The following is a 26,428-nucleotide window of genomic DNA, read 5'->3' as shown; positions in this document are numbered from 1 at the left end:
TCATGCGCTGATCCGGCCGACGACCGCCTCGGGATCGACCAGGAACTCCTCGAACTGTTCGGCCGGCACGATCGGTGTGCCGTTGGCTTCGGCCTTGGACAGCTTGCTGGCGCCCGCGCCGGCACCGACGACGAGCGCGAACGTCTTCTTCGAGACGCTGCCGGGGCTCTTGCCGCCGCGCGAGGTGATCGCCTGCTCGGCCTCTTCCCGGTTGTAGCCGGGGACCGCCCCCGAGACCACGACCGTCTTGCCCTCCATCGTCTGCGGGGTCGACGCCCGTGCTTCGGCCGCCCGGCGGGCCTGTTCTTCGTCGCCGAAGTTGAGACCGGCCTCGCGAAGACGTTCGATGAACGCCTCGTTCGCGGGCTGATCGAACCAGGTCCGCACGGTCGACGCGATGACGCCGCCGACGCCGTCGACCTCGGCCATCTCCTCGACCGACTTCGTGACGATCGCGTCCAGCGTGTGGAACTCGGCGGTCAACGCCTGCGAGGCCGCCGGGCCGAGATGACGGACCCCGAGCGCCGTGAGCAGCCGCGGGAGCGGTTGCTGCTTCGACTTGTCGATCTCGGCGACCAGGTTGGTCGCGCTGGTCTCACCGACACGGTCGAGTTCGACGAGTTGTTCGACCGTCAGCGCGTAGAGGTCGGCCGGGTCGGCGACCAGGCCGGCCGCCGTGAGCTTCTCGACCATCTGCTCGCCGAGCCCCTCGATGTCCATCGCTCCGCGACTGGCCCAGTAGGCGACCTTCTGGTCGCGCTGGGCCGGGCAGTCGGGTGCCACACACCGGGTGTCGGCCTCACCCTCCGGACGGACGAACGGTTGACCACAGGCCGGACAGTGGGAGGGGAACGTCCACGGCTCCGCACCTGGCTTCCGCATCGACAGCACCGGGCCGACGACCTCGGGAATCACGTCGCCGGCCTTGCGCACCACCACCGTGTCGCCGGGACGCACGTCCTTCACCGCCACCTGGTCCTGATTGTGCAGCGTCGCCATCGACACCGTCGACCCACCGACGAAGACGGGTTCGAGCACCGCGAACGGGGTGGCGCGACCGGTGCGACCGACCGACACCTGGATGTCGCGGAGCAGCGTCGTGCGCTCTTCCGGGGGGAACTTGTAGGCGATCGCCCATCGCGGTGCGCGCGAGGTGAAACCCAGTTCGGCCTGCTGCGCGAGATCGTCGACCTTGATGACCACCCCGTCGATCTCGTAGCCGAGATCGTGGCGGTGGTCCTCGCGGTACGCGCAGTACTCGACCACGGCGTCGATGTCGTCGAACGAACGGCGCTGGTCGTTCGAGGGGAAACCGACCGAGGCGATGTAGTCGAGCGTGTCCGAGTGCGAGCCGAAGTCGGGCCCACCCTCGACCGCTCCGAGCTGGTAGGCCCAGAACGACAGCCGCCGCTTGGCGGTCATGGTCGGATCCTTCTGCCGAAGACTGCCGGCGGCGGCGTTGCGCGGGTTGACGAGCGCCGGCTTGCCATCGTTGACGTAGCCGTCGTTCAGGGCCTCGAACACAGCCGTCGGCATGTACACCTCGCCACGGACCTCGATCACCGTCGGCACGACGTCGCCCTCCAGCCGGTGCGGGATGTCGCCGATCGTGCGAATGTTCGCCGTGACGTCTTCGCCGACCTTGCCGTCGCCTCGCGTCGCCGCCTGGACGAGTTCGCCGTGCTCGTAGCGCAGACTCATCGCGACCCCATCGAACTTCAGCTCGGCCACCAGGCGCGGCTCGACACCGTCGAGGCCACGTACCAGCCGGTCGTACCAGGCGCGCAGTTCGGTCGGGTCCATCGCGTTGTCGAGACTCATCATCGGCACGGCATGCGCCACGGGAGCGAACGTGGCGCTGGCCGATCCGCCGACCCACTGCGACGGGGTATCCGGCTCGTACAGCTCCGGATGCTCCGCCTCGAGCCGTCGCAGCTCGCGGACCAGCGCGTCGTAGTCGCCGTCGGGCAGCTCCGGCGCGTCGTGCTCGTGGTAGAGGCGGAAATGATGGGCGACCTGCTCGCGCAGGTCGGCGATCCGAGCCGTGATGTCTTCGCTGGCCGTCATCGTCCCCGATTGTAGGGAGCGGCCGCCGATCAGGTCGTGTACACGGAACGGGACACCGCGCGGGCGGTTTCGCAGACGCGCTCGGCGACCGATGTGCTGTGGCCCCCGAGGCCGCACTGTGGCGAGATCAGGCTCTGTCGCCGGAGCCTCGCCGGATCGCACCCGCGCTCGGCCAACTGGTCCCACAGCGCTTCGAGGCGAGCGGCCGTCCGATTCGCCGTCGCTCCGATGGGACCTTCGGTCGGCACCGCTCCCCAGGCGACCACGCCCCCACGGTCGAGGAAACGGGCCAGGTACCCGGCATACGGGACCAGCGAGGTGCGGGCAGGCAGCGACAGCACCTTCGGACCGGACGCCGTGAGGGCGGCGACGTCGATGTCACCGCACACGTGCACGCCGACGGTCGCCGACGTCTCGATCGACGCCATGGCCGACGAGAGCAAGTCGACGGCCTCGTCGGGCGCGATCGGGAAGTCGTGCGCCATGACGTCGTCGAGGAAGGGTTCGTCGATCACGACGAGTTGCGACGCGTGCGGCAATGCGTCGGAGATCCGAGCGGCGAGGGCGCGCAGGTGGCTCTGGACGACCCGCGATGCCAGCGCGAACGCGACGTCGGACGGAGCTCCACCGCGGCGGAGCGCGACGCCGACACTGATCGGCCCCACGAACTGCCACTTGACCGGGCCTCGGTGTCCGCGCTCGACCGCCAACTCCAGACACGAGCGGAAACCGGCGAAACGGTCGGCCCCGAAATCGGTGAACACCTCTGCGGCTGGATCGAGGCGTGAGACGTCGATCGCCACCGTGCCGTACTGCCCGAGCGTCACGCCGGGGGCGCCGACGAGCGCCTGTGCGATCGGCGCCTCGGCCGGGCACCGGCGCGGCAGGCTCGGGAGCGTGAGCACGTCGAATGCTTCGAAGCTGAATTCGGCGGCTGCCTCGACGTCACGGTGCGGCAGGCTGCCGACGCCGATCGTCGCGGCGGCGGGAACGATGTCGAGGAAGGCGGGGGGCCGGGCCACGGTCGACGCTCGCGCGGCCGGCTCGGTACCGGGCCTCACGTCGCCGTCCACCGTCATCGCTCCATCGTGACACCTCGGCGTCGACGACGACGACTTCGACACGGCGTGGGATTTCGCCGTTCGTGGCCGCCAGACTGGCCGGGTGACCGACCTCGCCCGCCTCGAACGAGCGATGCCCTGGGTGCTGCGCCTCATCTGGGTCGGCGTGCTCGTCGCCGGCGGCGCGGCGATCGACGAGGCGACGGTCTCGGCGACCGACCGTTTCGGAGACATCGTCCGGTACGCGGCCTTCGTCGGCTGGTTCGCCGGTGTGTGTTCGATGGCGCTCCCCGCCGTCGTGAGCCTCACCGCCGTTCGCCTGATCGTGCCGATCGCCGTCCCGACCGCCGTCGCCGCACTGCTCGGCGGCGCCGACGCCGCTTCGGGCGTTGCGTTCCTGATCCTGGCCCTGCTCGCCGTCGTCGTGGCCTACTCGGCGCTGATCGGCCGGGTGTTCGTCCAGGCGTCCGCGTACGGCGACGAGGACCGCCATCTGCTCCGCCCCCCTGCCGCCTACGCGCTCGCCGCCGGGCTGAGCTGGGCCGTGTGGGCCGCCTCGGCGATCACCGCCGTCCTCCTCCTGGCCGACCGCCGCTGGATCACGGGCCTGCTCGTCGCCCTCGTGGCGATCTGCGGCGGCGTGCTCGGGTGGCCGCGCTGGCATCGTCTCGCTCGGCGCTGGTTCGTCATCGTGCCGATCGGGGTGGTGATCCACGACCAACTCGTCCTGGCCGAGACGGTGATGCTGCGGCGGCAGGAGATCGCCCGCATCCGGCTCGCTCCGGTCGGGACCGAGGCGGCCGACCTGACCGGGCCCGCCTCCGGGCACACGATCGAGATCTCGACGCACGAGTCGACCACCGTGATCTTCGCCGCGACTCCCAAGGTTCCCCGTGGGAATGCGATCCACCTCCGGTCGTGCCTCGTGGCACCGTCACGACCGGGCGAGGCGCTCCGGAGCGCGGTTCGCCGCCGGCTGCCCGTCGGCTGAGTCAGCGGGCCGCCGTGCCGCCGCCGATGACGCGACGGTCGTCGAGGTCGTACACGACGACGCTCTGTCCGGGGGCGATGCGACGTTGCGGTTCGACCCAGCGGACATCGAAACCGGCCCCGATCGCGGTCACCACGGCTTCGTTCGTGGCCCCGTGGGCGCTGCACTGCACGAGGGCTCGCCCCTCGAACGGTGCTGCGACCCAGGTCGGGTCGAGCACCGTCACGGCGTCGCGGTAGAGATCGGCGTCGTCGCCGACGGTCACGACCCCGTTCGGCACGTCGACGTCGACGACGTACCGCTTCGGTCCGCCGCCCGGCAGGCCGATCCCCCTGCGCTGACCGATCGTGACCATCTCGACGGCGTCGACCCGGCCCAGTTCTTCGCCGGCCCGGTCGACGACCGTGCCGGGTCGGAACGGGATGCGATCACCGAGGAACGTCTCGCGACCGCCCGTGCTGGTGATGAAGCACACGTCTTGGCTGTCGGGCTTGGTGGCGGTGCGCAGGCCCATCTCGACCGCGAGTCGCCGGACCTCGCCCTTGTCGATGTCGCCGACCGGGAACATCGTGCGACCGAGATCGTGCTGATCGAGCATGTGGACGACGTAGCTCTGGTCTTTCGCCGTGTCGGCACCGCGCTCGAGCGTGAACCGGCCGGCCGAGTCACGGCCGATGCGCGCGTGGTGCCCGGTCGCGACGGCGTCGAATCCGAGCTGATCGGCCCGCTCGAGCAGGCGGTCGAACTTGACGTGTCGGTTGCACTCGATGCACGGATTGGGCGTGACACCGAGGGCGTGGTCTCGCACGTACGGTTCGACGACATGACGATCGAAGTCGTCACCGAAGTTGAACACGAGATGATCGATGTCGAGTTGCTGTGCGACACGGCGGGCGTCGTCGACGTCGCTCACGCTGCAGCAGCCCGAGTCGCTGTCGCCGCCCCACAGCTTCATCGTGACGCCGACGACGTCGTGACCGGCCTGCAGCAGCAGTGCACCGGCGACCGACGAGTCGACGCCGCCGCTCATCGCGAGCATCACCTTCATGCTGCGGCCTTCCGGAGGCGCCGCACACCGGCCACGACGACCTCGACACCCCGATCGACGTCGGCTGCGGTGGTCGTGTGCCCGAGACTCATGCGGAGGGCGCCGCCGGCGCGGCGTCGGTCGATCCCCATCGCCGCGAGCACGTGCGACGGCTCCATGGCACCGCTCGCGCACGCCGACGCCGCGCTCGCACACACCTCGGCCTCGTCGAGCAGGTACAGGAGCGACTCGCTCTCGATGCCGTCGATGCAGATGTGCGCGGACCCGGCGACCTTGCGGTCGCGCGGCACGGTCTCGACGACGTCGTCGAGCGAACCGGTGATCTCGTCGACGAGTCGATCCCGAAGGGCGCCGAGGCGAGCGTTCTCGTCGTCGCGATGGGTGTCGGTCTCGGCGAGTGCCGCCGTCATCGCGACGATGCCGCCCACGTTGTGCGTGCCGCTGCGTCGTTCACGCTCCTGCCCCCCACCGATCAGCATCGGAGCGAGCGAGCGGCCGTCGCGGATCGTCAGGATGCCGACGCCCTTCGGACCACCGAACTTGTGCGCACTCAGCGACATGGCGTCGACCAGCGCCGACACCTCGCGGAGATCGAGCCAGCACGCCGCCTGCACGGCGTCGGTGTGGAGGATCGCCTGCGGCGCATGCTCGCGGACGATCGCGGCGACCACCGCGAGGTCGGTGACCGTGCCGACCTCGTTGTTGACCGCCATCACGCTGACCACACCGACGTCGGGTCCGAGAGCGTCGGCGAGCCGGTCGAGCTCGACGTGACCGGTGGCGTCGACGCCGACCACGCGGCCACCCTGCGCCTCGACCGGATGGAGCACCGCGTGATGCTCGACGGCCGGGCACACCGGTACGCCGTCGACGCCGCGGATGACCTGGTTGTCGGCTTCGGTACCGCATCCGAGGAAGACGACCTCGCCCGGTTGCACACCGAGCAGGCCGGCCACCAGGTCACGCGATTCGTCGATCGCACGGCGGGCGTCGCGGGCGAACCGGTGCGAGCCGCTCGGGTTCGCGAAGCGCTCGGTGAAGAACGGCAGCATGGCGTCGATCGCGGACTGCCGCATCGGCGTCGTCGCCGCATGATCGAGATAGGTCGGTGCCACCCCGACAACGCTATCGAGCGAGCGCCCGCACGTCGTGCAGACGGGGCTACCGTGCGGAACGGATCACGATGGACGGCTACGACGAGACCACCTACGGCGACGCGTTCGCCGACGTCTACGACGACTGGTACGACGCCATCTCCGACATCGCCGCGACCACCGACACGCTCCTCGACCTCGCCGACGGCGGGGCGGTACTCGAACTCGGCGTCGGCACCGGACGCCTGGCGGTGCCCCTGGCCGTCGCCGGCCGTGATCACGGCGTGACCGTCACCGGGCTCGACGCCAGCCGGGCGATGCTCGACCGACTCGCGGAGCGCGACCCGGAGCGCCTGATCGACCGCCATCTCGGCAGCATGGCCGGGCCACTCCCCCGTGGGCCGTTCCGGCTCGCGTTCGTCGCCTACAACACGCTCTTCAACCTGGCATCGCCGGAGCTCCAGGCCGACTGCTTCCGCGAAGTCGCAGCGGTCCTCGAGCCACGCGGCCGGTTCGTCGTGGAAGCGTTCGTCCCCGCCAGCTCGGGCGAACGTTCGTCCGATGTGTCGGTCCGCTCACTGGCGGCCGACCGGGTGGTCCTGTCGGTCTCGCTGCAAGACCCCGACCTGCAGACGGCTGAGGGGCAGTTCGTCGAGTTCACCGAGGCCGGTGGCGTCCGCCTCCGTCCGTGGTCGATCCGGTACAGCACCACCGACGAGCTCGACCGCATGGCCGACGCGTCCGGTTTCGACGTCGAGCAGCGGTGGACGTCGTTCGACCGGACGGCATTCCGCGACGACGCCGAACGCCACGTGACCGTGTTCCGGGCACGCTGAGGATCGAGCGTCGTGTCGACCGGTTCGCGATCTGGTCAACTTCCGCGCCAGGCGCGCTCTATCCTGGGTAGCCGATGAGCCAGATGCGGTTGAATCAGTTGACGGGTCGATGGGTCACCATCGTCGCCGAGCGGGCGTTGCGACCGTCCGACTTCGCTCCGCGTGAGCAGATCGAGGTCGAGTCCGATCGGGCGTGTCCGTTCTGTCCGGGTCACGAGGAGTCGACGCCACCCGCGCTCGAGACGATCGGCGAGGGCGGCGGCTGGACGCTCCGTGTCGTCCCCAACCTCTACCCCGCGTTCGAGGGCGACGACGGCTTCGCCGTCCGCCACGTCGGCCCCGTCCACGTCATGGCCGAAGGCTCGGGCATCCACGAAGTCTTCGTCTACTCGCCTGATCACGACGCCTCGCTCGACCGGCTCGACGATGCCGGCGCCGGTCGGTTCATGCTCGCGCTGAAGCATCGCTTCGCCGAGCACGCCAACATCGCCAACATCCGGTACACGCAGGCGATCGTCAACCACGGTCGCGAGGCAGGTGCGTCGATCGCCCACCCGCACGGCCAGCTCCTCGGGCTGCCGTTCGTCCCCGGCGAGGTCCTCGACGAGGAGCGTGCGTTCAGCCGGTTCGCCGGTGGCTGCCTGCTGTGCACCACGGTCGAAGCCGAGCTGTCGACCGGCGAGCGCGTGGTGTTCGCCAACGACGACGTCGCCGTCATCTGCCCGTACTGGAGCGGCAGCCCCTACGAGCTCCTGATCGTGCCGCGCCGCCACGAACTGCACCTGCAAGACGCCGATGACGACTCGCTCGAAGCCGTCGGCCGTGCGTTGCGTGACGCGACCGCCTTCCTCAACGAGGCCCTCGGCGACGTCGCGTACAACGTCGGGTTCCACACGGCGCCCCACGCACACACCGGCGAGTACCACTGGCACATCCACGTGTGGCCGAACCTCGTGACCCAGGCCGGCTTCGAGCGCGGCACCGGGGTGCTGATCAACATCATGCCGCCCGAGCAGGCGGCCGAGACCCTCCGCACCACCGTCTCGCTCGCCGGGTCGTAGTGGGCCGCATCCGGGTGGCCGTCGAGATCGACGCATCGCCCGCGGACGTCTGGGCGGTCGTCGAGCCGATCGAACGCCACGTCGACTGGATGGCCGATGCGGTCGCGATCCGGTTCACCGGCGAGTCGACCCGCGGTGTCGGCACCGAGTTCGAATGCGACACCAAGGTCGGCCCGATCACGCTGACCGACGAGATGACGGTCACCGAGTGGGAGCCGGAGCGTTCGATGGGTGTGCGCCACACCGGCATCGTCACGGGCACCGGCGTGTTCGAACTCGAGCCCATCGATCTGGGCCGCCGGACCCGGTTCACGTGGACCGAAGACCTGAGATTCCCCTGGTACCTCGGTGGCCGGCTCGGCGAGGTCATCGGTGGCCAGGCGGTCATGAAGCAGATCTGGAAGCGGAACCTGCGTCGCCTGACCACCCTCGTCGAGAACCCGACCGTCTGACACGCTCGCACTATCGTGCGGGCGGTGCGCGTCCTGATGTTGTCCTGGGAGTTCCCGCCCAGTGCCGCCGGTGGCATGGCAGCCCACGTCGACGGCCTCGCCGACGCACTCGACCAACTCGGGCACGAGGTCGTCGTGATCACCCGGCGGGTCGCGGGCTCCGACGCCGACGGTCAGCTCGGCGGTGTCCGCATCCTCCGTGCCGACGTCGACCTGCCGTGGCTGCCCGACAACAGCGTGGCCGCGACCGCATCGGCCAACCACGCCTTCGTCACCGCCTTCGCCCGCCTCGACGGCTGGCGGCCCGACGTGGTCCACGCGCACGACTGGTCGGTCGCCTGGGCGGCCGACGTCATCAGCACGTCGACCAAGGCGCCGCTCGTCACCACGTTCCACGGCACCGAGCGAGGGCGCCACGGCGGCCACCTCAAGCCGGGCGACTCCACCGACATCAACAGTGTCGAGTGGTGGCAGGCGTACCGATCGCGCCGGATGACCGCATCCACCAAGCTGATGGTCCGCGAGATCGTCGACGGGTTCGAGGTCGATCCGGCCCACGTGAGCCGGATCCCGGGCGGCATGGACCCCGAGTGGTGGCGGTCGGCCGGGCCCGATGAGACCCCGGTCAGCGGCCGCAGCGGGCTGGTGTTGGCCTGGGGTCGTGTCCAGTACGAGAAGGGGTTCCAGGTGCTGGCGCGAGCGGTCGGCAGCCTGCGATATCGCATCGGCGGGCTCGAGTGCCTGATCGCCGGGCGCGGCAGCTACCTCCCCGAACTCCAGTCGCAGGTCGACGTCGCGGGCGTCGGTGACATCGTCGAGCTACCCGGGTTCGTCAGCGACAATCAGCTCCGTGCCGCGACCCACCGGGCGGGGTGCATCGTCATCCCGTCGCTCTACGAACCGTTCGGGATCGTCGCGCTCGAGGCGCTCGCCAGCGGGGCCCCGCTCATCGTCGCCGACACCGGCGGCCTCGCCGAACTGGTCGGCGGCACCGGCTCGGCACTGTTGTTCGAACCGGGCAACGCCGAGCATCTCGCCGACTGCATCGAGCGGGTGCTCACCGACCAGGAACTCGCCGACGGGCTCGTCGAACGCGGCCAGGAACTGTTGGAGGCCACCTACTCGTGGCAGGCGATCGCGATCCGGACGTTGAACGTCTACGTCGACGCGATCGACGCCGTGTGACGATCAGGTTCCGGTGAACTCGGCCTTGCCGGGGCCGTGCTCGAGAAAGCTCTGCACGCCGATCTGACTGTCGTTGGTCCGGAACGACTCGACGAACGCCTCCTGCTCGATCCGCAGGCCGTCGACGAGCGACGTCGAGAGACCCTGATCGATCGCCTGCTTGGCCAGCGCCTGCGACAGTACCGCGCCCGCGGCGCACCGGCCGGCCAGTTCGAGCGCCCGATCGTGGAGCTCGTCACCCGGCACGACCTCGTCGGCCAAGCCGATCCGGAGCGCCTCGTCGGCGGCGACCTGGCGACCGGTGATGCAGATCTCCTTCGCCCGGCTGGGCCCCACCTGGCGCGCCAGACGCTGCGTCCCGCCACCACCCGGGATGGTGCCGAGCAGGATCTCGGGCTGACCGAACACCGCCCGTTCGCTCGCGATGCGGTAGTCGCACGCGAGCGCCAACTCGCAGCCCCCGCCGAGCGCGTACCCCGAGACCGCCGCGATCACGAATCGGGGCACGGCGGCCAGCGCATCGAGCGCGGCGTGGATGCGTGCGGTGATGCCGACCGCCTCGTCGGCGCCCCCGAACTCGGAGATGTCGGCACCAGCGGCGAAGATCCGGTCGCCACCGGTCACGACGACCGCGCCGGGCGGATCGGCGGTCAGGTCGTCGGCGATCCGGTGGATCGCATCGACGACGGCGCTCGACAGCGCGTTGACCTTGCCGTTGTTCAGGGTGACGACGGCCACCCCGTCGTCTCGGCGCTCGAGCAGGACCACGTCGTCACTCATGGCGCCATCTTGCCCGACGGGCGACACGCGACACGAAGCGCTACGCGTCGATCCCCGACAGCATCTCGTCGGCGGCCGTCCACGGGTCGGTCGTCTGATCGCCGACCGCAGCGGTGAGCTCGTCCCACCGTTCTCCCGTGCACAGCGAGCGGGCCTTCTCACGGAGCCGGTTGGCGACGATCTCGCGCAGCTCCTGAGCAGCCCGGAACGACCGGCGCTCGACGAGCTGGCCGCTGGACTCCGCGTGCGAACGATGGGCCAGCACGGCATCCCAGAGCGCCGGGACGCCCTCGCCCGTCGAGCCGACCGTCGGCACGATCGGCGGCCGCCACGCGTCGTGCGGCAGGTCGGACAGGTCGAGCATCTGTTCGAGGTCACGACGTGTCTCGTCGACGCCCTTGCGATCGGCCTTGTTGATCACGAACACGTCGGCGATCTCCATCAGCCCGGCCTTGTTGGCCTGCACGCTGTCACCCCACCCGGGGTTGACCACGACGACCGTGGTGTCGGCCTTGCCGGCGATCTCGACCTCGACCTGGCCGACGCCGACCGTCTCGACGAGCACCCAGTGCCGACCGACGGCGTCGAGCAGACGGACCGCTTCTGGCGTCGCCAGCGACAGCCCGCCCAGATGCCCCCGGGTGGCCATCGACCGGATGAAGACGCCCGGGTCGGTGGCGTGATCCTGCATGCGGACCCGATCGCCCAGGATGGCGCCGCCGCTGAACGGCGACGACGGATCGATCGCCAAGACCGCGACCTCGAGTTCGAGCGAGCGCAGGTGAGCGATCGTCGCGCTCGTCAGCGTGCTCTTGCCGGCGCCGGGGGCACCGGTGAGCCCGACGGTGTAGGCCTGTCCGCTCTCGGGGTAGGCAAGGCGGCCGACGCGCCGTCCTGGCTCGCCACCACGCTCGATCAGCGACAGCAACCGGGCGAGTGCGCCCCGATCACCCGAACGGGCGGCGGTGAACAATTCGTCCGGGTCGGAAGATCGGGCCATGCCTCGACAGGATGTCAGACCGGACTGTCGATCGCCGCTTCGGCCTCGGCGATGTTGACCACCTCGGTCACCCCGTCGACGCGGTCGCGCATGATCCGCTCGATGCCGCCCTTGAGCGTCTGCGTCGACACCGGGCAGGTGCCGCACGCGCCGACCAGCCGGACGGACACGATGCCGGTCGACTCGTCGACGTCGACGAGCTCGATGTCGCCGTTGTCGGCCTGGAGCGCCGGACGGATCACTTCGATGCAGGCTTCGACTTTGCTTCGCATGACAACGACCATTCAATCAGCGTTTGGTCCCGCTCCCGTGTTCGTGCTGCCTAGCCTGACCCCATGGCCGTCGCCACGCTCGTCGCGCACCAGGGAGGTTGGGACGAGATCCTCCTCGTCACCGTCCCGATCGTGGTGATCGTCGGCCTCCTCGCCGTCGTGAAGCGTCGCGTCGACGCCGAGCTGCCCGACGGCGACGATCCACCGCCATCGGCCTGACGCGGCTCCGTCAGCAGCCGATTCGCTCGATGTCGGCACCCACACGCTTCAGGCGGCCGACCAGATCGTCGTAGCCGCGGTCGATGTGATGCACACCCGTGATCGTGGTCGTGCCCTCGGCGGCCAGACCGGCGACGACCATCGCCGCCCCGGCCCGGATGTCGTGGGACACCACCGGAGCGCCGACCAGGCGGTCGACGCCGCGGATCAGGGCGTGGTGCCCGTCGGTCTTGATGTGGGCACCGAGGCGCTGGAGTTCTTCGACGTAGGCGAACCGGCCGGGGTACAGGTTCTCGGTGACGACCCCGACCCCCTCGGCAACGGTCAGCATCGTGATGATCAGGGGCTTGTAGTCGGTGGCGATGCCCGGGTACGGCAGCGTCGCCACGTCGGCCGAGCGCAATCGGCGGGGGGCGGCGACCCGGAGCCCGTACGGCAGCGACTCGATCTCGAGCCCCATGTCGCGAAACCGTGAGAGGACCATCTCCATGTGCTTCGACTGGGCGTTGAGGAGGTCGAGTTCGCCCCCGGTCACGGCGCAGGCGGCGATGTACGTGGCGGCCTGGATCCGGTCGGGCACGGTCTCGTGCTCGCAGCCGTGCAGTGCGCCCGGCTCGACGCCCTCGATCCTCAGCGTCGACGTACCCGCGCCTTCGACGTTCGCTCCCATCTCGTTGAGGAACTCGCAGAGGTCGATGATCTCGGGCTCTCTGGCCGCGTTGTGGATGGTCGTCAAGCCGTCGGCGAGCACCGCGGCCGTGAGGATGTTCTCGGTCGCGCCGACACTCGGGAAGTCGAACGTGATCTCGGCGCCGTGGAGCCGACCGGCGCGCGCCATGACCGTGCCGCCGTCGTACTCGAAGGTGGCTCCCATCGCCTCGAGACCGGCGATGTGCATGTCGATCGGACGCGTCCCGAAGTCGTCGCCACCCGGCATCGCGATCGTGACCTCACCGCAGCGGGTCAGGAGCGGGCCGAGCACGTTGATCGACGCCCGGATCTTCTCGACGAGTTCGAACGGTGCCACCGGTGTGAGGTCGCCGTCGATCTCGATCGTGACCACGCCGTACTCGGGCGTCTCGGTCACCTGCGCGCCGATCGCGCGGAGCAGTTCGGCCATGATGCCGACGTCGACGATGCCCGGCACGTTGGTGATCTCGAAGGTGCCGTCGGCGAGCAGACTCGCCGCCATCAGCTTGAGCACCGAGTTCTTGGCACCGGGCACCAACACCTCACCGCGCAGCGGTGCTGCGTGATGCACCCTGATACAGCGCTCGGGCTCGGTCATCACGACCACAGTATGCCGACCCGACGAGGTTGCGGCGTCCAGGGCGACGCGACGGTCGACGGCGTTATGCTCCGCCCGTGTTCACCCGGTCGGCCACCCGCGTGTGGCCGAACGAGACCGCCACGCACGAGCGACTTCTCGCCGAGCGCCGCGACCTGGTGCGCGAGCAGGCGGTCGGGGTCGCCGGCACCACCGCAGCGTTCGAACAGGCCGAGGGTCCGTTCCGCTCCTACGAACGCACCGTCACCGTGCACGACGACCGGATCGTCGAATCCACGTCGTACCGACTCCGCATTCCCTGGTTCGGGTGGCTGTTCGCGATCCCGGTCTGGGCGCATCTGGCGCGCCGCGGTCGCGGCGTCGCGCACGAGGCTCGCAGTACCCCGCCGTGGTGGGCACCGCCCGACCGTATCGACGAGCGGCAGGCCCTCGTGCTCGGGTTGCTCGCGGCCGCGTCGATGTCGTCGGCGTTCACCAACACCTTGTTCACCCAGACCGCCCAGTTCGCGGCCGACGACTTCGGGATCGGCGATGTGGGGTTCAGCATCGCCGGCGCCGTCGTGCGCGCCGGGATCATCGTCGCGGTGCCGTTCGCGGTGCTGGCCGACCGGGTCGGACGCCAGAAGATCATGCGACTCGTGGCCTGGGCCGCACCGACGATCACCGCGATGGGCGCCTTCGCCCCGACCTTCCCGCTGCTCGTCGCGACCCAGGCCGTCGGACGACCACTCGGGCTGGCTCTCGATTTCCTGATCGCCGTCGTCGTCGCCGAGGAGATGCCCCGCAACAGCCGGGCGTACGCGGTGAGCATCATGGCGATGGCGAGCGGTCTCGGCGCCGGCATCGCCGTGATGGCCCTGCCGCTCGCCGATCTGGGCGACAGCGGGTGGCGGTACGTCTACCTCGTCACGCTGATCTGGCTCGTCGTCGCCGTCGACATCACCCGCAGGTTGCCGGAGACGGTTCGCTTCGTGCGTGAGCACGTGGTGGCGCCACGGCTCGACCGGCGGCGCTTCGCGATCCTCGCCACCGTGGCCATCTGCGCCAACTTCTTCGTGGCACCGGCGAGCTTCTTCCAGAACCGGTACCTGCGGGAGATCCGGGGCTTCGACGCCGGCACGATCTCGCTGTTCACGCTGACCACCGCGACGCCCGCAGGGCTCGGGCTGGTCATCGGAGGCCGCCTCGCCGACGTGCGCGGGCGTCGACGGTTGATCGCCATCACGGTGCCGGTCGCGACCGCGCTCATCCTGACCTCGTTCGTCGTCGACGGGCCGCCGATGTGGATCGCCGCGTTCGCCGGCGGGTTCATCGGCGGCATCTCGCTCCCGGCACTCGCCGTCTACCGCGCCGAACTGTTCCCGACCGGCAACCGCGGCCGAGCGGCGGGGCTGCTCACGGCGTCGGCGCTCCTCGGCGGGATCGGCGGACTCCTGCTCGTCGGACAACTCCTCGACCGCGGTTGGTCGTACGGCCAGGCGATCGGCGTGGTGGCCCTCGCCCAGATCGTGGTGGTGGCGGTCGTCTTGACGATGTTCCCCGAGACCGCACACCGCGAACTCGAGGACCTCAATCCGCTCGACCGAACGGTCAGCCCGCCCAGCGGTCGAGGAAGTCCCTGATCGCACCGGCGATGGTGTGATCGGCACCCTTGACGTCGTGCCCCTTGCCCTCGAGCCACAGGTGGGTCACCTTGGCCCGCTTGGGCATCGTCGCCGTCCATTCGGCGAACTCGTCGGGTGAACCGAACGGGTCCTTCGTGCCCGAGATGAACAACGTCGGCACCTTGATGTCGGGCAGGTGTTCCACACGGAGCCGGTCGGGCTTGCCGGGCGGGTGCAACGGGTACGAGATCAGCACGAGCCCGACGAGCTGGTCGGGCGGCGGCTCCCCGTCGGCGCCGGCGGCGATCATCGAACACATCCGGCCGCCCATCGAACGGCCGCCCATCACGAGCGGGGCGTCGGGATCGAGCTCGTCGAGCTGCTCGCGCACGGCCGCCAACAGCTTCGGGGCACGGTCGGGTGCTCGGCGCCCCTCCTTGCGGTACGGGAAGTCGGCGCGCACGCACGGGTGCGGCGCCACCCATCGTTCGGTCGTGACCAGCGACGAGTGCGTCGAGTCGGAGCCGGCACCCGGGTAGAGCAGCAGCGTCACGACCGGACCGAACTCTCGACCTTGTCGGTCAGGATGCGGCGGGCCTCGTTGAGGTCGAGGATCGCCTTGCTCGCGTCGACCGCCGCTCCGCCGTGATCGGGGTGCACGTCGCGCATCCGCACACGGTACTGCTTGGTGACCTCACGCTTGGACGGCTTCGGAGCGTCGGCCGAGAAGCCCAACATCTGCATCGCCCACGCCCGAGGGTCGGCGAGCGCCGACAGGGTCGACGACTGCGCGCCGGCGAGATGGGCGATCAACGCCGGACCGATGGGCCCGCGCCACTGCGTCGCCTTGAGCAGCACCGGCGCGATCACTCGACGGCTCGTGAGCTCGAGCCGCTCGAGTGCGTACACCGCACCGAGCACCTGCGCGAGATCGCTGCCATTGGTCCCGAAGTCGAACTCGATGTCGTCCTCGACCCCGATCATGCGGTGTCGGCTGTGTGACAGCCCGTGGCGGTCGACCTGGAACCGATGACGGAGGCGTGGTTGGACGACGCGGTCGCCACGTTCGATCTCGGTGATCAAGCGCGCCACGTCACCCTGCAGATCGACATCGACGCCAGCGATGTGATTCGCGACGACCGCTCCGAGCAGCAGCCCGCCGAGCCCGGGCGCTGGATCGACCGGCAGGAGCAGGTGTCCGAGCGCGACGCGGCGCGTCGGCACCGCGGGACGGGTGTGGAAGACCTCGAGTTCGGCGAGGAGCATCGACGTCAGACGTAGGGACGGCAGACGGTGCGGAGTTCGTCGGCCTGCGCGCTGAGCAACTCGGCTTCGGCACCCTCCTCGAACCGTTCGTGCAGTGCCTGGGCATGACCGACGATGACGCCCCACGCCCCGGGCGACATGCCGAACGGTGGGACCGACGGGGAGAGCTGCGGCACGAGCTCGAGCACCTTGGTGCGACCGCCGCTGTGGGTCGCGTCGCGGGCGAGCCGGTCGGCGGCGGAGTAGAGGTCGTGCAGGGCTCCGTCGGGCGCCTCGGCGTCTTCGTCGATGAGCGCCACATCGCCGGCCTCGATCGCGTCGAGCAGATCGTCGACCACGTCTTCGGCGTCCTGGGCGACGAGGAGGGTTCTGCCGTTCCAGAGGTGCGGGATCTCCGCGTCGACGATCGCTTCACGCAGCGTCTCGACGTCGCGGGCCGGCCATTCGTCGAGGCCGAACTCGGTCGACGCGTCGCCCTCGAGCAGCGGCACCGGGAAGGGGCCGATCTCGGCCTCCAGTTCGTCGAACAGTGCGTCGACGGCAGTTTCGATCTGCTCGGGGACCACGAGCTCCTCGTCGTCCCAGATGTGGGGTACCCCGCGCTCGGCCAGGGTCTCCGACAGCTCCGCGCGCTGCTCGAAACCCCAACCGGTGAGGTTGTAGTGCACCTTGGTCTGGTCGGGGTCGTTCGGGTCGAAGTCGATGCTGAAGGGGTCGGGGGCCCCGGCGGCGGCGGCGCGATCTTCCTCGTCGTCGCCGCCCGACTTGTTCAAGATAGCCATGCGTTGACGCTACCCGTCACCGACGGCCTGCGACGCTCGCCAGGAACTCCCCGACCCGCCGGTACTCGTCGCGCTGGTGTTCAGGGTCACGGAATCCGTGGCCCTCGCCTTCGTAGACCACCAACTCGACGTCGCCACCTGCGGCGCGAATCCGGTCGACCAGATCGACGGTCGAGGCCAGGGGCACCACGGGATCGCTGTCACCGTGCATCACGAGCAGCGGGACGCCGATCCGGTCGGCGTACGTCACCGGCGATCGCTCCCGGTACGTGGCGGTCTCGTCGAGCGGACCGACCAGTCCCACCGTGTAGTGCGCCTCGAACCGATGGCCGGCGGTGGCGAGCACCGACAGGTCGGCCACGGGGTAGCGCACCACGCCGCCGGCCGCCAGTCCGGGATGCCGGGCGAGCACACCGAGCGCAGTGAGGCCGCCCGACGAACTCCCCATGAGGACCGTCAGGTCGGGCGTGCCGTGCCCCTGCGCGTGATGCGCTCGGAGCAGCGCCGCCGTGTCGTCGACGTCGCGTCGACCCCACTCGCCGAGGAGCGCCTGCTGGTAGCCCCGGCCGTGCCCGGTCGTGCCACGGGGGTCGGGCACGAGGACGTCCCAGCCCTTCGCCCACCAGTAGGCGACCCGGGGCATGAACTCGACCTGCCACTGGTCGGTGGGACCCCCGTGCACCCAGCAGATCGTGCGCCCGTTACCGGCCGCATAGCGGCGAGCGTGGAGCGTGACGCCCTCGTGACCGACCTCGACGAGTTCGGGTTCGGGCAGGTCGGCCGATTCCCACCCGCCGACCGGACCGATCGCGAGCGTGTTCCGTTGCCACGACGTCGTGTCGTACGTGACGATCTGGGTCGGTGTACGGGCCCCGGTGCGGAGCGCGACGAGACGGTCACCGGACCAGGAGAGCTGTCCGTGAACGCCGCGTGCGACCTCGTCGACCTGGCCCGATGCCAGATCGACGACGCACAACCGACCGAAGCCGCGTTCGTTGCGGGTGAACGCGAGCGCGGCGGCGTCGGGCGACAGCGCGTACGAACGCTGCCCCATCCCCCACGTGGGCCCGGCGTGTTCGAACGGCTCGTCGACCAGGGGTTCGTCGCCGAGCCACACGTTGCGCCAACCGGTGTCGTCGCGCACGCTGAGCCCGCGGCCGTCGGGATGGTGACGGAGTTGCTGGATGCTCGCCGCGGGCACGTACACGCCTCGGTCCCAGCCGTCGGCCGTCCGGGTCGCGAACGCGGCGCGGCTCGCGTCCCACGGCATGTCCGGCACGTTCCACACCTGCCAGATCCACCCGGCGCCGAAGCCGGTCGGCATCGGGCTCGGGTCGAACACGAAGTCGGCGGTGCCGTCGTCGACACGCTCGGAACGCCCGTTGGCGATGCTCCAGACCCACACCTCGGCCTGGTCGACGACCGCCGCGACCTCGGTGCCGTCGGGCGACGTCGCCGGCGCCTCACATCGGCGGCCGTCGCCGACATCCGAGATGCGGCGCGCCGGGCCGCCCGGGATCGGCTGCAACCACAGATCGCCGTCTCGGCCGGCGTACACGATCCCGGTGCCGTCGGGCAACCAGCCGAAGCAGCCACCACCGAGACCCCGACCCGGCGCGGGTGCCGGTTCGGTCGTCAGGATCCGTTCGGGTCCGCCGACGGTCGGCACGCCGACGACCGCGGCGCTGCTCCCCCATCGGGCGACGAATGCAACGCTGTCGCCGTCGGGCGACAGTTTCGGCTCGGTGAGGTCGCGTCCGGCGAGGCACATGTCGACGCTGATCTCCACGGTTCGAGCGTAGGAGCACGACCCGCGCGAAACCTCGTTGACTCGACCGCCGACGATCGGTCATCGTATGCGCTGAACCCGACACCGAGAGGAGGACACGACAGCATGATCGACAACTTCGACATTCGCGAGCAGACCGCACCGGCCGTGTCCATGTGCCTCGGCCTCGGGACGATCACCGGCTGACCACCGCCCGATCGCTGCCCCGTTCCGACGGTGACCTTCGTCGGCCGTCGCCTGCGCCCGGCCGCCCGCGTCGTCAGCACCTCGACACCCGCTCGCCCCTGCGCGCTCGGCTGTCGGGTCCGCGACGCTCCCCGATCCCACCAACACCCACAGAAAGGGAACCACCATGTTCCATCAGAGCCCCGAACTGCTGCGCCAGCTGGCCGAGGACCGTCACGCCGAACTGCGGCGTGCGGCCGGAGCAAGCCGCCTGCGCCGTGAAGCCCGACAGTCGCGGCAACACCAGCGACGTCGTGCCGGACCGAGCAGGTAGCAGCACGAATGCCAACGATCGGGCATGCCACCACTACGGTGGTGGCATGCCCAGTCCGGCAGCTCAGCGCCCCGACCGCAACCTCGCGATGGAACTGGTGCGAGTCACCGAATCCGCCGCACTCGCCTCCGCCCGATGGGTCGGCAGGGCCAACAAGGAAGGCGCCGACCGAGCTGCGGTCGACGCGATGCGGCTCAGTCTCTCCTCGGTCCAGATGGACGGCATCGTCGTCATCGGTGAGGGCGAGAAGGACGAAGCGCCGATGCTCTACAACGGCGAGCACGTCGGCGACGGCAACGAACCACTCGTCGACGTCGCCGTCGACCCGATCGACGGCACCACGCTCACGGCCAAAGGCCTCAACAACGCGCTGTCGGTGATCGCCGTCAGCGAACGCGGCAGCATGCTGAACCCCGGCCCGTCGTTCTACATGGACAAGATCGCGGTGGGCCCCGAATGCGTCGGCGCGATCGACATCACCGCGAGCCCCACGCAGAACCTGCGCTGGATCGCCAAATCGAAGCAGGAGAGCGTGCGTGACCTCACGGCCGTCATCCTCGACCGACCCCGCCACGCCGACCTGATCGACGAGGTGCGCGCCAGCGGTGCCCGGATCCGCCTGATCAACGATGGCGACGTCTACGGAGCGATCGCGAGCGCCTGGCCCGACGCCGGCGTCGACGTGCTGTTCGGCATCGGCGGCACACCCGAAGGGGTCATCGCCGCCGCTGCGCTCAAGGCGATGGGTGGCGAACAGCAGGCCCGTTTCTGCCCACAGTCCGACGCCGAACGCGACGCGATGCAGGCCGCCGGCATGGATCTCGACCGTGTCTACACCCAAGACGACCTCGTGCAGGGCGACAACTGTTTCTTCGCGGCGACCGGGCTCACCGATGGCCAACTCCTGCGGGGCGTGCGCTTCGATTCGCGAGGTGCCCGCACCCAGAGCCTGGTCATGCGCTCCCGGAGCGGCACGGTGCGATTCATCGACGCCCGCCACCGCGTGCGCAAGCTCCAGGAGTTCAGCGCGATCGACTACACCTGACCGTCCGGCCCCGCCGGGTCAGGCGCGCTGGACCAGCGCCGACATGCGGCGCTTCACCCAACGCGGCGTGACGTTCGCTGCGGCGCTGAGCAGCTTGTACTGAGCGCCTGGCACCGCCAGTGCACGGTTCGCGATCACCGACGACAATCCCTCGTCGACCACCTGGTCGGGGCTGGTCCAGGCGATGTCCGGGAACTCATCGGCGTACTGCTCGGTATTGCTGACCGACTGGAACTCGGTCTTCGTGAGCCCGGGGCACAACGCCGTCACGTGGACGCCGTGTGACTTCACCTCTTCGTGCAGGCTCTCGGTCAGGCTCGTCACGTAGGCCTTGGTCGCGGCGTACACCGCGAGCCTCGGTGCCGGCTGGAAGCTCGCCACGCTCGACAGATTGAGCAGCCAGCCCCGTCCCCGCGGGACCATGACAGCCAGCGCGGCATGACTCAACCGCGTCAGCGCCGCCACGTTGAGTTCGATCTCGTCGGCCAGCCGGTCGGCGTCGAGCTCGTGGAACAGCCCGTTCGTGCCGAACCCGGCATTGTTCACCACCAGGTCGATCGGGCGGCCGTCATCGGCGATGCGGTCGGCGACGGCTCGCTGGCCCGTCATCGTCTGCAGATCGGCGACCAGCACCTCGACGTCGTCGAACTCGTCGGCGATCGCCTGGAGACGCTCGGCACGGCGCGCCACCACGACGACGGGAACGCCGGCGCCAGCGAGCTTACGGGCCATGACCTCACCGATCCCCGACGACGCACCGGTCACGAGAGCGGACGAGAACGGGAAATTCGCCATGGGACACGTTACAGCGGGGTGCTCGACGCCCGCCTGCGACCACGGAAGGCCTCACGCGTACTCGCCGGCCAGCAGCGAGTCGTACTGCCCGAATGAGCGCCGAACTCAAGCGTTCCGTGGCCCCGACCGATGACGTGGAGTGCAGCAACGGCAGGCACCCCCGGTGTCCGCGGAGGACGTCCAGGCCGACGAGGCGGTCGCTCGCGGTCGCAATGCCGGTGGCGTGTGGATCGTCACGTCGGTCCTCGCCTTCGGCTGTGGGCTCCTCGCCCGCTCACTCGGAGCGTTCGTGGTCGCCTGGTCGACCGGTGCCGTGCTCTTCTCGATCGGCCTCGTCGTCCGTGCCCGCTACTGGCAGGCAGCCCGCCGCCGATTGGGCGATGCGACGATCCAGCGTGCGCGATGGCGAAGCATGGAGGCCGACGACGACCGGCCACTGCGGATCGCCGCGGCCGTGTTGATCGTGCTGGTGCTGCTCGGTCTCGAACTCTGGACGTGACGGTCGGCTGCGCCGACCGAGGGTCTCAGACCGAGACGCGGGCGGCGTTGAGGCGGGCGTGGGCCCGGCTCAGCGCACTGACCGCTTCGGCGTCGTGTGCGTGACGCAGCGCGGTCTCGGCGCGGTCCTTGGCGGCACGCGCCCGCTCGATGTCGATGTCGGTGCCGAGTTCGGCCGAGTCGCTCAGGATCGACACCTTGTTGCTGCTGACCTCGACGAACCCGCCATGGACCGCGATGTCCTCGACGGCGCCGCCGTCGAGGAAGACGCGGGTGTGGCACTCCTGCAGGGCACCGAGGAACGCTGCGTGCCCCGGCTGGAAGGCGATCTCGCCACCGCCGAGCGTCCGCGTGATGACCATGGTCGCCTCGCCCGAGTAGAGGACCTGCTCGGGCGACACCACTTCGACGGTCATGAGGTTCGCCATCAGCTCTCCTGGAGGGTCTTCGCCTTGGCGAGCACCTGCTCGACACCGCCGACGTTCAGGAATGCCTGCTCCGGCACGTCGTCGAGCTCGCCCTTGAGGATCGCGTCGAAGCTCTCGACGGTCTCCTCGACCGGCACGAACTCACCGTCGAGGCCGGTGAAGACCTTGGCGACGAAGAACGGCTGCGACAGGAAGCGCTGGATCTTGCGGGCCCGGTTGACGGTCAGACGGTCTTCGTCGGACAGTTCGTCGAGGCCGAGGATCGCGATGATGTCCTGGAGTTCCTTGTAGCGCTGCAGGTTCTCCTGCACGCGGCGGGCCACGTTGTAGTGGTGATCGCCGACGACCTCCGGGCTCAGGATCGTCGAGGTCGACGCCAGCGGGTCGACCGCCGGGTAGATACCGAGCGCCGCGACCTGGCGGGAGAGCTCGGTGGTGGCGTCGAGGTGCGTGAACGTGGTGAACGGAGCCGGGTCGGTGTAGTCGTCAGCAGGCACGTAGACGGCCTGGAGCGACGTGATCGAGCGGCCGCGGGTCGAGGTGATCCGCTCCTGGAGCTGGCCCATCTCGTCGGCGAGGGTCGGCTGGTAACCCACGGCGGAGGGCATACGGCCGAGCAGCGTCGACACCTCGGAACCGGCCTGCACGAAGCGGAAGATGTTGTCGACGAACAGCAGCACGTCCTGCCCCTGCACGTCGCGGAAGTACTCCGCCATCGTGAGTGCCGACAGGGCGACCCGCAGGCGCACGCCCGGCGGCTCGTCCATCTGGCCGAAGACCAGCGCGGCCTTCTCGTAGACGCCCGACTCCTGCATCTCCAGACGGAGGTCGGTGCCTTCACGGGTGCGCTCACCCACGCCGGCGAACACCGACACACCACCGTGCTGCGAGGCGACACGGTTGATCATCTCGGTGATGAGCACGGTCTTGCCGACACCGGCGCCGCCGAACAGGCCGATCTTGCCGCCTGCCACGTACGGGGTGAGGAGGTCGATGACCTTGATGCCGGTCGGGAAGAGACGGGCCGACGGCTCGAGCGCGTCGAAGTCGGGGGCCGGGCGGTGGATGTCCCAACGCTCGGCCTGATCGAGGCCCTCCGGCTGGTGGTCGAGCGCTTCGCCCCACACGTTCCAGACGTTGCCGAGCACGATGTCGCCGACCGGCACCTGGATGCCGTGACCCAGGTTCTTCACCGGGGTGCCGCGCTTCAGGCCGTCGGTCGGCTTCAGGCAGACCGCACGCACACGGCCGTGACCGAGCTGCTGGGCGACCTCGGCGAGGACGACGATGGTCTCACCGTCGAGTTCGACCTCGAACTCGACGGCCGAGTTCAGCTCGGGCAGCGAGTTCGGCGGGAACTCGACGTCGATCACGGGGCCGGCGATGCCGACGACGCGTCCGTCCTTCAGGCCAGTTGATGGTTCTGTCATGGTCATGACTGGGGTGTCTCCTGGGTGTTCAGTCGATCGTCAGATCTGGTCGTCGGGGTACTTCTCATTGTGGAAACGACGGGCTTGTCCCTGCCAGTCGTCTCGCTGGATCCGGCCTTCGAAGCCGAGCGAATCGTCGATGCGATCCATGTCTTCGTCCGTCCACGTGGTGATCTCCTTGAAGGTGGTGATCCCCATCTCGTGGAGTCGGGATTCGAGGACACCGGCGACACCCTTGATGCGCGTGAGGTCGTCGGGTTCGATCGTGGCGGTCGCGGCACCGGTCGTCGGCGACTCGGTCGCGACGGTCGGCGACGCAGCGTGCTGCACCGTCGACGTCGGTGTGGGGGCTGCCGGCGCGGGACCTTGCGCTTCGGGCTCGCCGAACCCCATGTTGAGATCGAGATCGACGATCCGGAGTTCGGTGTTCTTGCCGCCGCCGAGTGCTTCGGCGCCACCGACGATCTCCATGATCTCCGTGGTGATCGAGGCCTGGCGAGCGCGGTTCATGGTGATACTGAGCGTGCGGATGAGCTCTTCGGCGTTGTCGGTCGCCGACTTCATGGCCCGCTGGCGGAATGCGTGCTCGGAGGCGGCTGCGTTGAGGAGTGCGGCGTAGACGCGAGCTTCGACGTACCGGGGCAACAGCGTGTCGAGGATCGTGCCGGGATCCGGCTCGAACTCGTAGTCGGAACCCGAGCCGTCGTCGGAGCCGGCCTTGCCGTCACCGCCGGCGACCGTGTCTTCCGACAGCGGCACGAGCGGGCGCAGCACGACTTCCTGGTTGCCCGGCGTGATGAAGCGGGTGTACACCAGCTCGACCTTGTCGACGTGGCCACTGGCATACAGCGCCACGACGTGCTGGCCGATCGCCTTGGCGTCGTCGTACGTCGGCTGGTCACTGAAACCACCGAACGCCTTGCCGAGCTCGTACTCACGGAACCTGAAGTAGCTCTCGGCCTTCCGACCGACCGGAATGATCTCGTACCCCTTGCCCGCGAGGACATCGGCCTTGATCTCACCCTCGGCGGCACGCTGCACACCGGCGTTGTAGCCGCCGCACAGACCACGGTCGGCCGTGATCACCACGTAGCACGTGTTCTTGATCTCTGGACGCCCGGCCAGGAGCGGTGAATCGCTCGACGCACCTGCGGCCGCGAGATCCTTGACCACCTCGGTGATCTGCTCCGAGTACGGGACAGCCGCTTGCACGCGCTGCTGAGCCTTGACGATGCGGGATCCCGCGATCAGCTCCATGGCGCGCGTGATCTTCTTCGTGGCCTGCATCGAACGGATGCGGCCCTTCAGAATGCGTTCCTGTCCACCTGCCATCTAGATCACTCCGTCGCGAGGGTCTTGGCCGACGCAGCGTCGCCCAGCTCGTCGGCATCGACACTCGACGGGTCGACGTGGTGGCCGCCGGCGGCGCCACCCTGGAACTGCTCCTTGAACGACTCGACCGCACCGGCCAGGTCGTCGGGAATGCCACCCGAACGGAGCTCGGAGAGCAGACCACCGTGGCGGCTCTGCATGAACTCGAGCAGCTCGCGCTCGAAGCGCACGACGTCGGTGGTGGCGACGTCGTCGAGGTACCCCTTGGTACCGGCGAAGATCGAGACGACCTGCTGTTCGACGGGCATCGGGCTGTTGAGCGGCTGCTTCAACAACTCGACGAGGCGGTAGCCACGCTCGAGCTGCGCCTTGGACACGGCGTCGAGTTCGGAACCGAACGTGGCGAACGCCTCGAGCTCACGGAACTGTGCGAGGTCGAGCTTCAACGTACCGGCGACGGCCTTCATGGCCTTGGTCTGGGCGGCCGAACCGACTCGCGACACGGAGATGCCCACGTCGACGGCCGGGCGGATACCGGACTTGAACAGGCTGTCCTGCAGGAAGACCTGGCCGTCGGTGATCGAGATCACGTTGGTCGGGATGAACGCCGAGACGTCACCGGCCTTGGTCTCGATGATCGGCAGGGCGGTCAGCGAGCCGGCGCCGTTGTCGTCGGACAGCTTGGCGGCCCGCTCGAGCAGCCGGCTGTGCAGGTAGAACACGTCGCCGGGGTACGCCTCACGGCCCGGGGGGCGACGCAGGAGCAGCGACAGCTGACGGTAGGCGTCGGCCTGCTTGGAGAGGTCGTCGTACACCACGAGGGCGTGCTCGCCGTTCTCCATCCAGTGCTGCCCGATGGCGCAACCGGCATACGGAGCGAGGTACTTGAAGGGGGCCGAGTCGGCGGCCGGCGCCGAGACGACGACGGTGTACTCCATCGCGCCGGCCTCGCGGAGGGTGGCGACGGTCTGGGCGACCGTCGAGCCCTTCTGGCCGATCGCGACGTAGATGCACTTCACGCCGAGACCCTTCTGGTTGAGGATCGTGTCGATCGCGATCGCGGTCTTGCCGGTCTTGCGGTCACCGATGATCAGCTCGCGCTGGCCACGGCCGATCGGCGTCATCGCGTCGATCGACTTGATGCCCGTCTGCAGCGGCTCGTGCACCGGCTTCCGACCGAGGATGCCGGGGGCCTGGACCTCCATACGGCGCTCGATGCCGCCGACGATGTCGCCACCGCCGTCGATCGGCTGACCGAGGGCGTTGACGACCCGACCCAGCATGGCGTCGCCGACCGGGATCGAGAGGATGCGGCCGGTCGCCTTGACCGTCTGCCCCTCTTCGATCTTGTCGACGTCGCCGAGCACGACGGCGCCGATCGAGTCCTCGTCGAGGTTGAGGGCGAGCCCGACGGAGCCGTCCTCGAACTCGAGGAGCTCGTTCACGGCCGCGCCGGGCAGACCCGAGACGCGGGCGATGCCGTCGCCGACCTCGGCGACGCGGCCGACGGTGCGAGCCTCGAGATCGGTCTCCAGACCTTCGAGGTTGTTCTTGAGCGCCGATGCGATGTCGGCGGCGGAGATGGTGAGTTCAGCCATGTTGATGA

General features: G+C 69.4%; 26 protein-coding genes. 9 read left to right on the top strand and 17 right to left on the bottom strand.

Annotated features, from left to right (window positions below):
* Positions 1-2,067, bottom strand: coding sequence for an NAD-dependent DNA ligase LigA (ligA, locus tag R8G01_22850; GenBank protein ID MDW3216847.1), 2,067 nt, complete (start codon positions 2,065-2,067; stop codon positions 1-3).
* A 29-nt stretch (positions 2,068-2,096) separates the two neighbouring features.
* Positions 2,097-3,146 (bottom strand): hypothetical protein, encoded by a 1,050-nt coding sequence (locus tag R8G01_22845; GenBank protein MDW3216846.1) that lies wholly within the window; start codon positions 3,144-3,146, stop codon positions 2,097-2,099.
* A gap of 85 nt (positions 3,147-3,231) precedes the next feature.
* Between R8G01_22845 and R8G01_22840 the strand changes: the two genes are divergently transcribed.
* A complete protein-coding gene (locus R8G01_22840; protein ID MDW3216845.1) occupies positions 3,232-4,119 on the top strand; it encodes a hypothetical protein in 888 nt (295 codons plus the stop codon).
* Position 4,120: 1 nt separating this feature from the next.
* Here the strand turns inward: R8G01_22840 and mnmA are convergent, their stop codons facing one another.
* Positions 4,121-5,167, bottom strand: a complete 1,047-nt coding sequence (gene mnmA, locus R8G01_22835) for a tRNA 2-thiouridine(34) synthase MnmA (protein ID MDW3216844.1) — start codon at positions 5,165-5,167, stop codon at positions 4,121-4,123.
* On the bottom strand, positions 5,164-6,282 hold the full coding sequence (locus R8G01_22830) for a cysteine desulfurase family protein (protein ID MDW3216843.1): 1,119 nt from the start codon (positions 6,280-6,282) through the stop codon (positions 5,164-5,166). The genes mnmA and R8G01_22830 overlap by 4 nt, the downstream gene beginning before the upstream one ends.
* A 68-nt stretch (positions 6,283-6,350) precedes the next feature.
* Here R8G01_22830 and R8G01_22825 point away from each other — a divergent pair, with 68 nt between their 5' ends.
* From R8G01_22825 to R8G01_22810, 4 genes are all read left to right on the top strand, one after another.
* Positions 6,351-7,097 carry a class I SAM-dependent methyltransferase gene (locus R8G01_22825; protein MDW3216842.1) on the top strand — a complete coding sequence of 249 codons (747 nt, stop codon included), beginning with the start codon at positions 6,351-6,353 and terminating at the stop codon, positions 7,095-7,097.
* A gap of 74 nt (positions 7,098-7,171) precedes the next feature.
* Positions 7,172-8,158, top strand: a complete 987-nt coding sequence (gene galT, locus R8G01_22820) for a galactose-1-phosphate uridylyltransferase (GenBank protein MDW3216841.1) — start codon at positions 7,172-7,174, stop codon at positions 8,156-8,158.
* 14 nt (positions 8,159-8,172) lie between these two features.
* Positions 8,173-8,610, top strand: a complete 438-nt coding sequence (locus tag R8G01_22815) for an SRPBCC family protein (GenBank protein ID MDW3216840.1) — start codon at positions 8,173-8,175, stop codon at positions 8,608-8,610.
* A gap of 24 nt (positions 8,611-8,634) precedes the next feature.
* Positions 8,635-9,795 carry a glycosyltransferase family 4 protein gene (locus tag R8G01_22810; GenBank protein ID MDW3216839.1) on the top strand — a complete coding sequence of 387 codons (1,161 nt, stop codon included), beginning with the start codon at positions 8,635-8,637 and terminating at the stop codon, positions 9,793-9,795.
* Between the two features lie 3 nt (positions 9,796-9,798).
* Here R8G01_22810 and R8G01_22805 read toward each other — a convergent pair whose 3' ends face one another.
* From R8G01_22805 to R8G01_22795, 3 genes are read right to left on the bottom strand one after another with little or no spacing between them, the layout of a single operon-like run.
* Positions 9,799-10,575 (bottom strand): enoyl-CoA hydratase-related protein, encoded by a 777-nt coding sequence (locus R8G01_22805; GenBank protein ID MDW3216838.1) that lies wholly within the window; start codon positions 10,573-10,575, stop codon positions 9,799-9,801.
* A gap of 40 nt (positions 10,576-10,615) precedes the next feature.
* Positions 10,616-11,575: a methylmalonyl Co-A mutase-associated GTPase MeaB gene (gene meaB, locus R8G01_22800; protein MDW3216837.1), complete on the bottom strand. Its 960-nt coding sequence runs from the start codon at positions 11,573-11,575 to the stop codon at positions 10,616-10,618.
* A 14-nt stretch (positions 11,576-11,589) separates the two neighbouring features.
* Positions 11,590-11,847 (bottom strand): NifU family protein, encoded by a 258-nt coding sequence (locus R8G01_22795; protein ID MDW3216836.1) that lies wholly within the window; start codon positions 11,845-11,847, stop codon positions 11,590-11,592.
* 63 nt (positions 11,848-11,910) lie between these two features.
* Between R8G01_22795 and R8G01_22790 the strand changes: the two genes are divergently transcribed.
* Positions 11,911-12,066, top strand: coding sequence for a hypothetical protein (locus R8G01_22790; protein MDW3216835.1), 156 nt, complete (start codon positions 11,911-11,913; stop codon positions 12,064-12,066).
* 10 nt (positions 12,067-12,076) lie between these two features.
* On the opposite strand, the gene murA is transcribed toward R8G01_22790, so the two are convergent.
* Positions 12,077-13,354, bottom strand: a complete 1,278-nt coding sequence (gene murA / locus R8G01_22785; GenBank protein MDW3216834.1) for a UDP-N-acetylglucosamine 1-carboxyvinyltransferase — start codon at positions 13,352-13,354, stop codon at positions 12,077-12,079.
* Between the two features lie 77 nt (positions 13,355-13,431).
* Between murA and R8G01_22780 the strand changes: the two genes are divergently transcribed.
* Positions 13,432-14,976: an MFS transporter gene (locus R8G01_22780; protein MDW3216833.1), complete on the top strand. Its 1,545-nt coding sequence runs from the start codon at positions 13,432-13,434 to the stop codon at positions 14,974-14,976.
* Here the strand turns inward: R8G01_22780 and R8G01_22775 are convergent.
* The 4 genes from R8G01_22775 to R8G01_22760 are packed head-to-tail and all read right to left on the bottom strand — an operon-like array spanning position 14,945 to position 18,795.
* Positions 14,945-15,511 carry an alpha/beta family hydrolase gene (locus R8G01_22775; protein ID MDW3216832.1) on the bottom strand — a complete coding sequence of 189 codons (567 nt, stop codon included), beginning with the start codon at positions 15,509-15,511 and terminating at the stop codon, positions 14,945-14,947. The two genes, R8G01_22780 and R8G01_22775, sit on opposite strands and share 32 nt — an antisense overlap.
* Positions 15,508-16,224, bottom strand: a complete 717-nt coding sequence (locus tag R8G01_22770; GenBank protein MDW3216831.1) for a J domain-containing protein — start codon at positions 16,222-16,224, stop codon at positions 15,508-15,510. Before R8G01_22770 ends, R8G01_22775 begins: the two co-directional genes overlap by 4 nt.
* 5 nt (positions 16,225-16,229) lie before the next feature.
* Positions 16,230-17,006 carry a hypothetical protein gene (locus R8G01_22765; GenBank protein ID MDW3216830.1) on the bottom strand — a complete coding sequence of 259 codons (777 nt, stop codon included), beginning with the start codon at positions 17,004-17,006 and terminating at the stop codon, positions 16,230-16,232.
* Between the two features lie 16 nt (positions 17,007-17,022).
* Entirely contained in the window at positions 17,023-18,795 is a 1,773-nt protein-coding gene (locus tag R8G01_22760) for a prolyl oligopeptidase family serine peptidase (GenBank protein ID MDW3216829.1), read from the bottom strand.
* 545 nt (positions 18,796-19,340) lie between these two features.
* Between R8G01_22760 and glpX the strand changes: the two genes are divergently transcribed.
* On the top strand, positions 19,341-20,339 hold the full coding sequence (gene glpX / locus R8G01_22755; protein MDW3216828.1) for a class II fructose-bisphosphatase: 999 nt from the start codon (positions 19,341-19,343) through the stop codon (positions 20,337-20,339).
* Between the two features lie 18 nt (positions 20,340-20,357).
* Here the strand turns inward: glpX and R8G01_22750 are convergent, their stop codons facing one another.
* Complete coding sequence (locus R8G01_22750; GenBank protein ID MDW3216827.1) at positions 20,358-21,134, bottom strand: SDR family NAD(P)-dependent oxidoreductase; 777 nt, start codon at positions 21,132-21,134, stop codon at positions 20,358-20,360.
* A 163-nt stretch (positions 21,135-21,297) separates the two neighbouring features.
* Between R8G01_22750 and R8G01_22745 the strand changes: the two genes are divergently transcribed.
* Positions 21,298-21,633 (top strand): hypothetical protein, encoded by a 336-nt coding sequence (locus R8G01_22745; protein MDW3216826.1) that lies wholly within the window; start codon positions 21,298-21,300, stop codon positions 21,631-21,633.
* A 25-nt stretch (positions 21,634-21,658) separates the two neighbouring features.
* Here R8G01_22745 and atpC read toward each other — a convergent pair whose 3' ends face one another.
* The 4 genes from atpC to atpA are packed head-to-tail and all read right to left on the bottom strand — an operon-like array spanning position 21,659 to position 26,420.
* Positions 21,659-22,060 (bottom strand): ATP synthase F1 subunit epsilon, encoded by a 402-nt coding sequence (gene atpC, locus R8G01_22740; protein ID MDW3216825.1) that lies wholly within the window; start codon positions 22,058-22,060, stop codon positions 21,659-21,661.
* Positions 22,060-23,496 (bottom strand): F0F1 ATP synthase subunit beta, encoded by a 1,437-nt coding sequence (atpD, locus tag R8G01_22735; protein MDW3216824.1) that lies wholly within the window; start codon positions 23,494-23,496, stop codon positions 22,060-22,062. The genes atpC and atpD overlap by 1 nt, the downstream gene beginning before the upstream one ends.
* Positions 23,497-23,529: 33 nt before the next feature.
* A complete protein-coding gene (locus tag R8G01_22730) occupies positions 23,530-24,822 on the bottom strand; it encodes a F0F1 ATP synthase subunit gamma (protein ID MDW3216823.1) in 1,293 nt (430 codons plus the stop codon).
* 5 nt (positions 24,823-24,827) lie between these two features.
* A complete protein-coding gene (atpA, locus tag R8G01_22725; GenBank protein ID MDW3216822.1) occupies positions 24,828-26,420 on the bottom strand; it encodes a F0F1 ATP synthase subunit alpha in 1,593 nt (530 codons plus the stop codon).
* Positions 26,421-26,428: the final 8 nt, after the last annotated feature.

It is taken from the genome of Ilumatobacteraceae bacterium (assembly GCA_033344875.1).
GTDB lineage: Bacteria > Actinomycetota > Acidimicrobiia > Acidimicrobiales > Ilumatobacteraceae > Ilumatobacter.
This window is presented reverse-complemented; position numbering and strand designations above follow the sequence as displayed.

Excerpts from the sequence above, each read along its gene's own strand:
- ligA (MDW3216847.1), bottom strand. The coding sequence starts at position 2,067 with ATGACGGCCAGCGAAGACATCACGGCTCGGATCGCCGACCTGCGCGAG.
- R8G01_22845 (MDW3216846.1), bottom strand. The coding sequence starts at position 3,146 with ATGACGGTGGACGGCGACGTGAGGCCCGGTACCGAGCCGGCCGCGCGA.
- mnmA (MDW3216844.1), bottom strand. The coding sequence starts at position 5,167 with ATGAAGGTGATGCTCGCGATGAGCGGCGGCGTCGACTCGTCGGTCGCC.
- R8G01_22825 (MDW3216842.1), top strand. The coding sequence starts at position 6,351 with ATGGACGGCTACGACGAGACCACCTACGGCGACGCGTTCGCCGACGTC.
- galT (MDW3216841.1), top strand. The coding sequence starts at position 7,172 with ATGAGCCAGATGCGGTTGAATCAGTTGACGGGTCGATGGGTCACCATC.
- R8G01_22805 (MDW3216838.1), bottom strand. The coding sequence starts at position 10,575 with ATGAGTGACGACGTGGTCCTGCTCGAGCGCCGAGACGACGGGGTGGCC.
- meaB (MDW3216837.1), bottom strand. The coding sequence starts at position 11,575 with ATGGCCCGATCTTCCGACCCGGACGAATTGTTCACCGCCGCCCGTTCG.
- R8G01_22795 (MDW3216836.1), bottom strand. The coding sequence starts at position 11,847 with ATGCGAAGCAAAGTCGAAGCCTGCATCGAAGTGATCCGTCCGGCGCTC.
- R8G01_22790 (MDW3216835.1), top strand. The coding sequence starts at position 11,911 with ATGGCCGTCGCCACGCTCGTCGCGCACCAGGGAGGTTGGGACGAGATC.
- murA (MDW3216834.1), bottom strand. The coding sequence starts at position 13,354 with ATGACCGAGCCCGAGCGCTGTATCAGGGTGCATCACGCAGCACCGCTG.
- R8G01_22770 (MDW3216831.1), bottom strand. The coding sequence starts at position 16,224 with ATGCTCCTCGCCGAACTCGAGGTCTTCCACACCCGTCCCGCGGTGCCG.
- R8G01_22765 (MDW3216830.1), bottom strand. The coding sequence starts at position 17,006 with ATGGCTATCTTGAACAAGTCGGGCGGCGACGACGAGGAAGATCGCGCC.
- glpX (MDW3216828.1), top strand. The coding sequence starts at position 19,341 with ATGCCCAGTCCGGCAGCTCAGCGCCCCGACCGCAACCTCGCGATGGAA.
- R8G01_22750 (MDW3216827.1), bottom strand. The coding sequence starts at position 21,134 with ATGGCGAATTTCCCGTTCTCGTCCGCTCTCGTGACCGGTGCGTCGTCG.
- atpC (MDW3216825.1), bottom strand. The coding sequence starts at position 22,060 with ATGGCGAACCTCATGACCGTCGAAGTGGTGTCGCCCGAGCAGGTCCTC.
- atpD (MDW3216824.1), bottom strand. The coding sequence starts at position 23,496 with ATGACCATGACAGAACCATCAACTGGCCTGAAGGACGGACGCGTCGTC.
- R8G01_22730 (MDW3216823.1), bottom strand. The coding sequence starts at position 24,822 with ATGGCAGGTGGACAGGAACGCATTCTGAAGGGCCGCATCCGTTCGATG.
- atpA (MDW3216822.1), bottom strand. The coding sequence starts at position 26,420 with ATGGCTGAACTCACCATCTCCGCCGCCGACATCGCATCGGCGCTCAAG.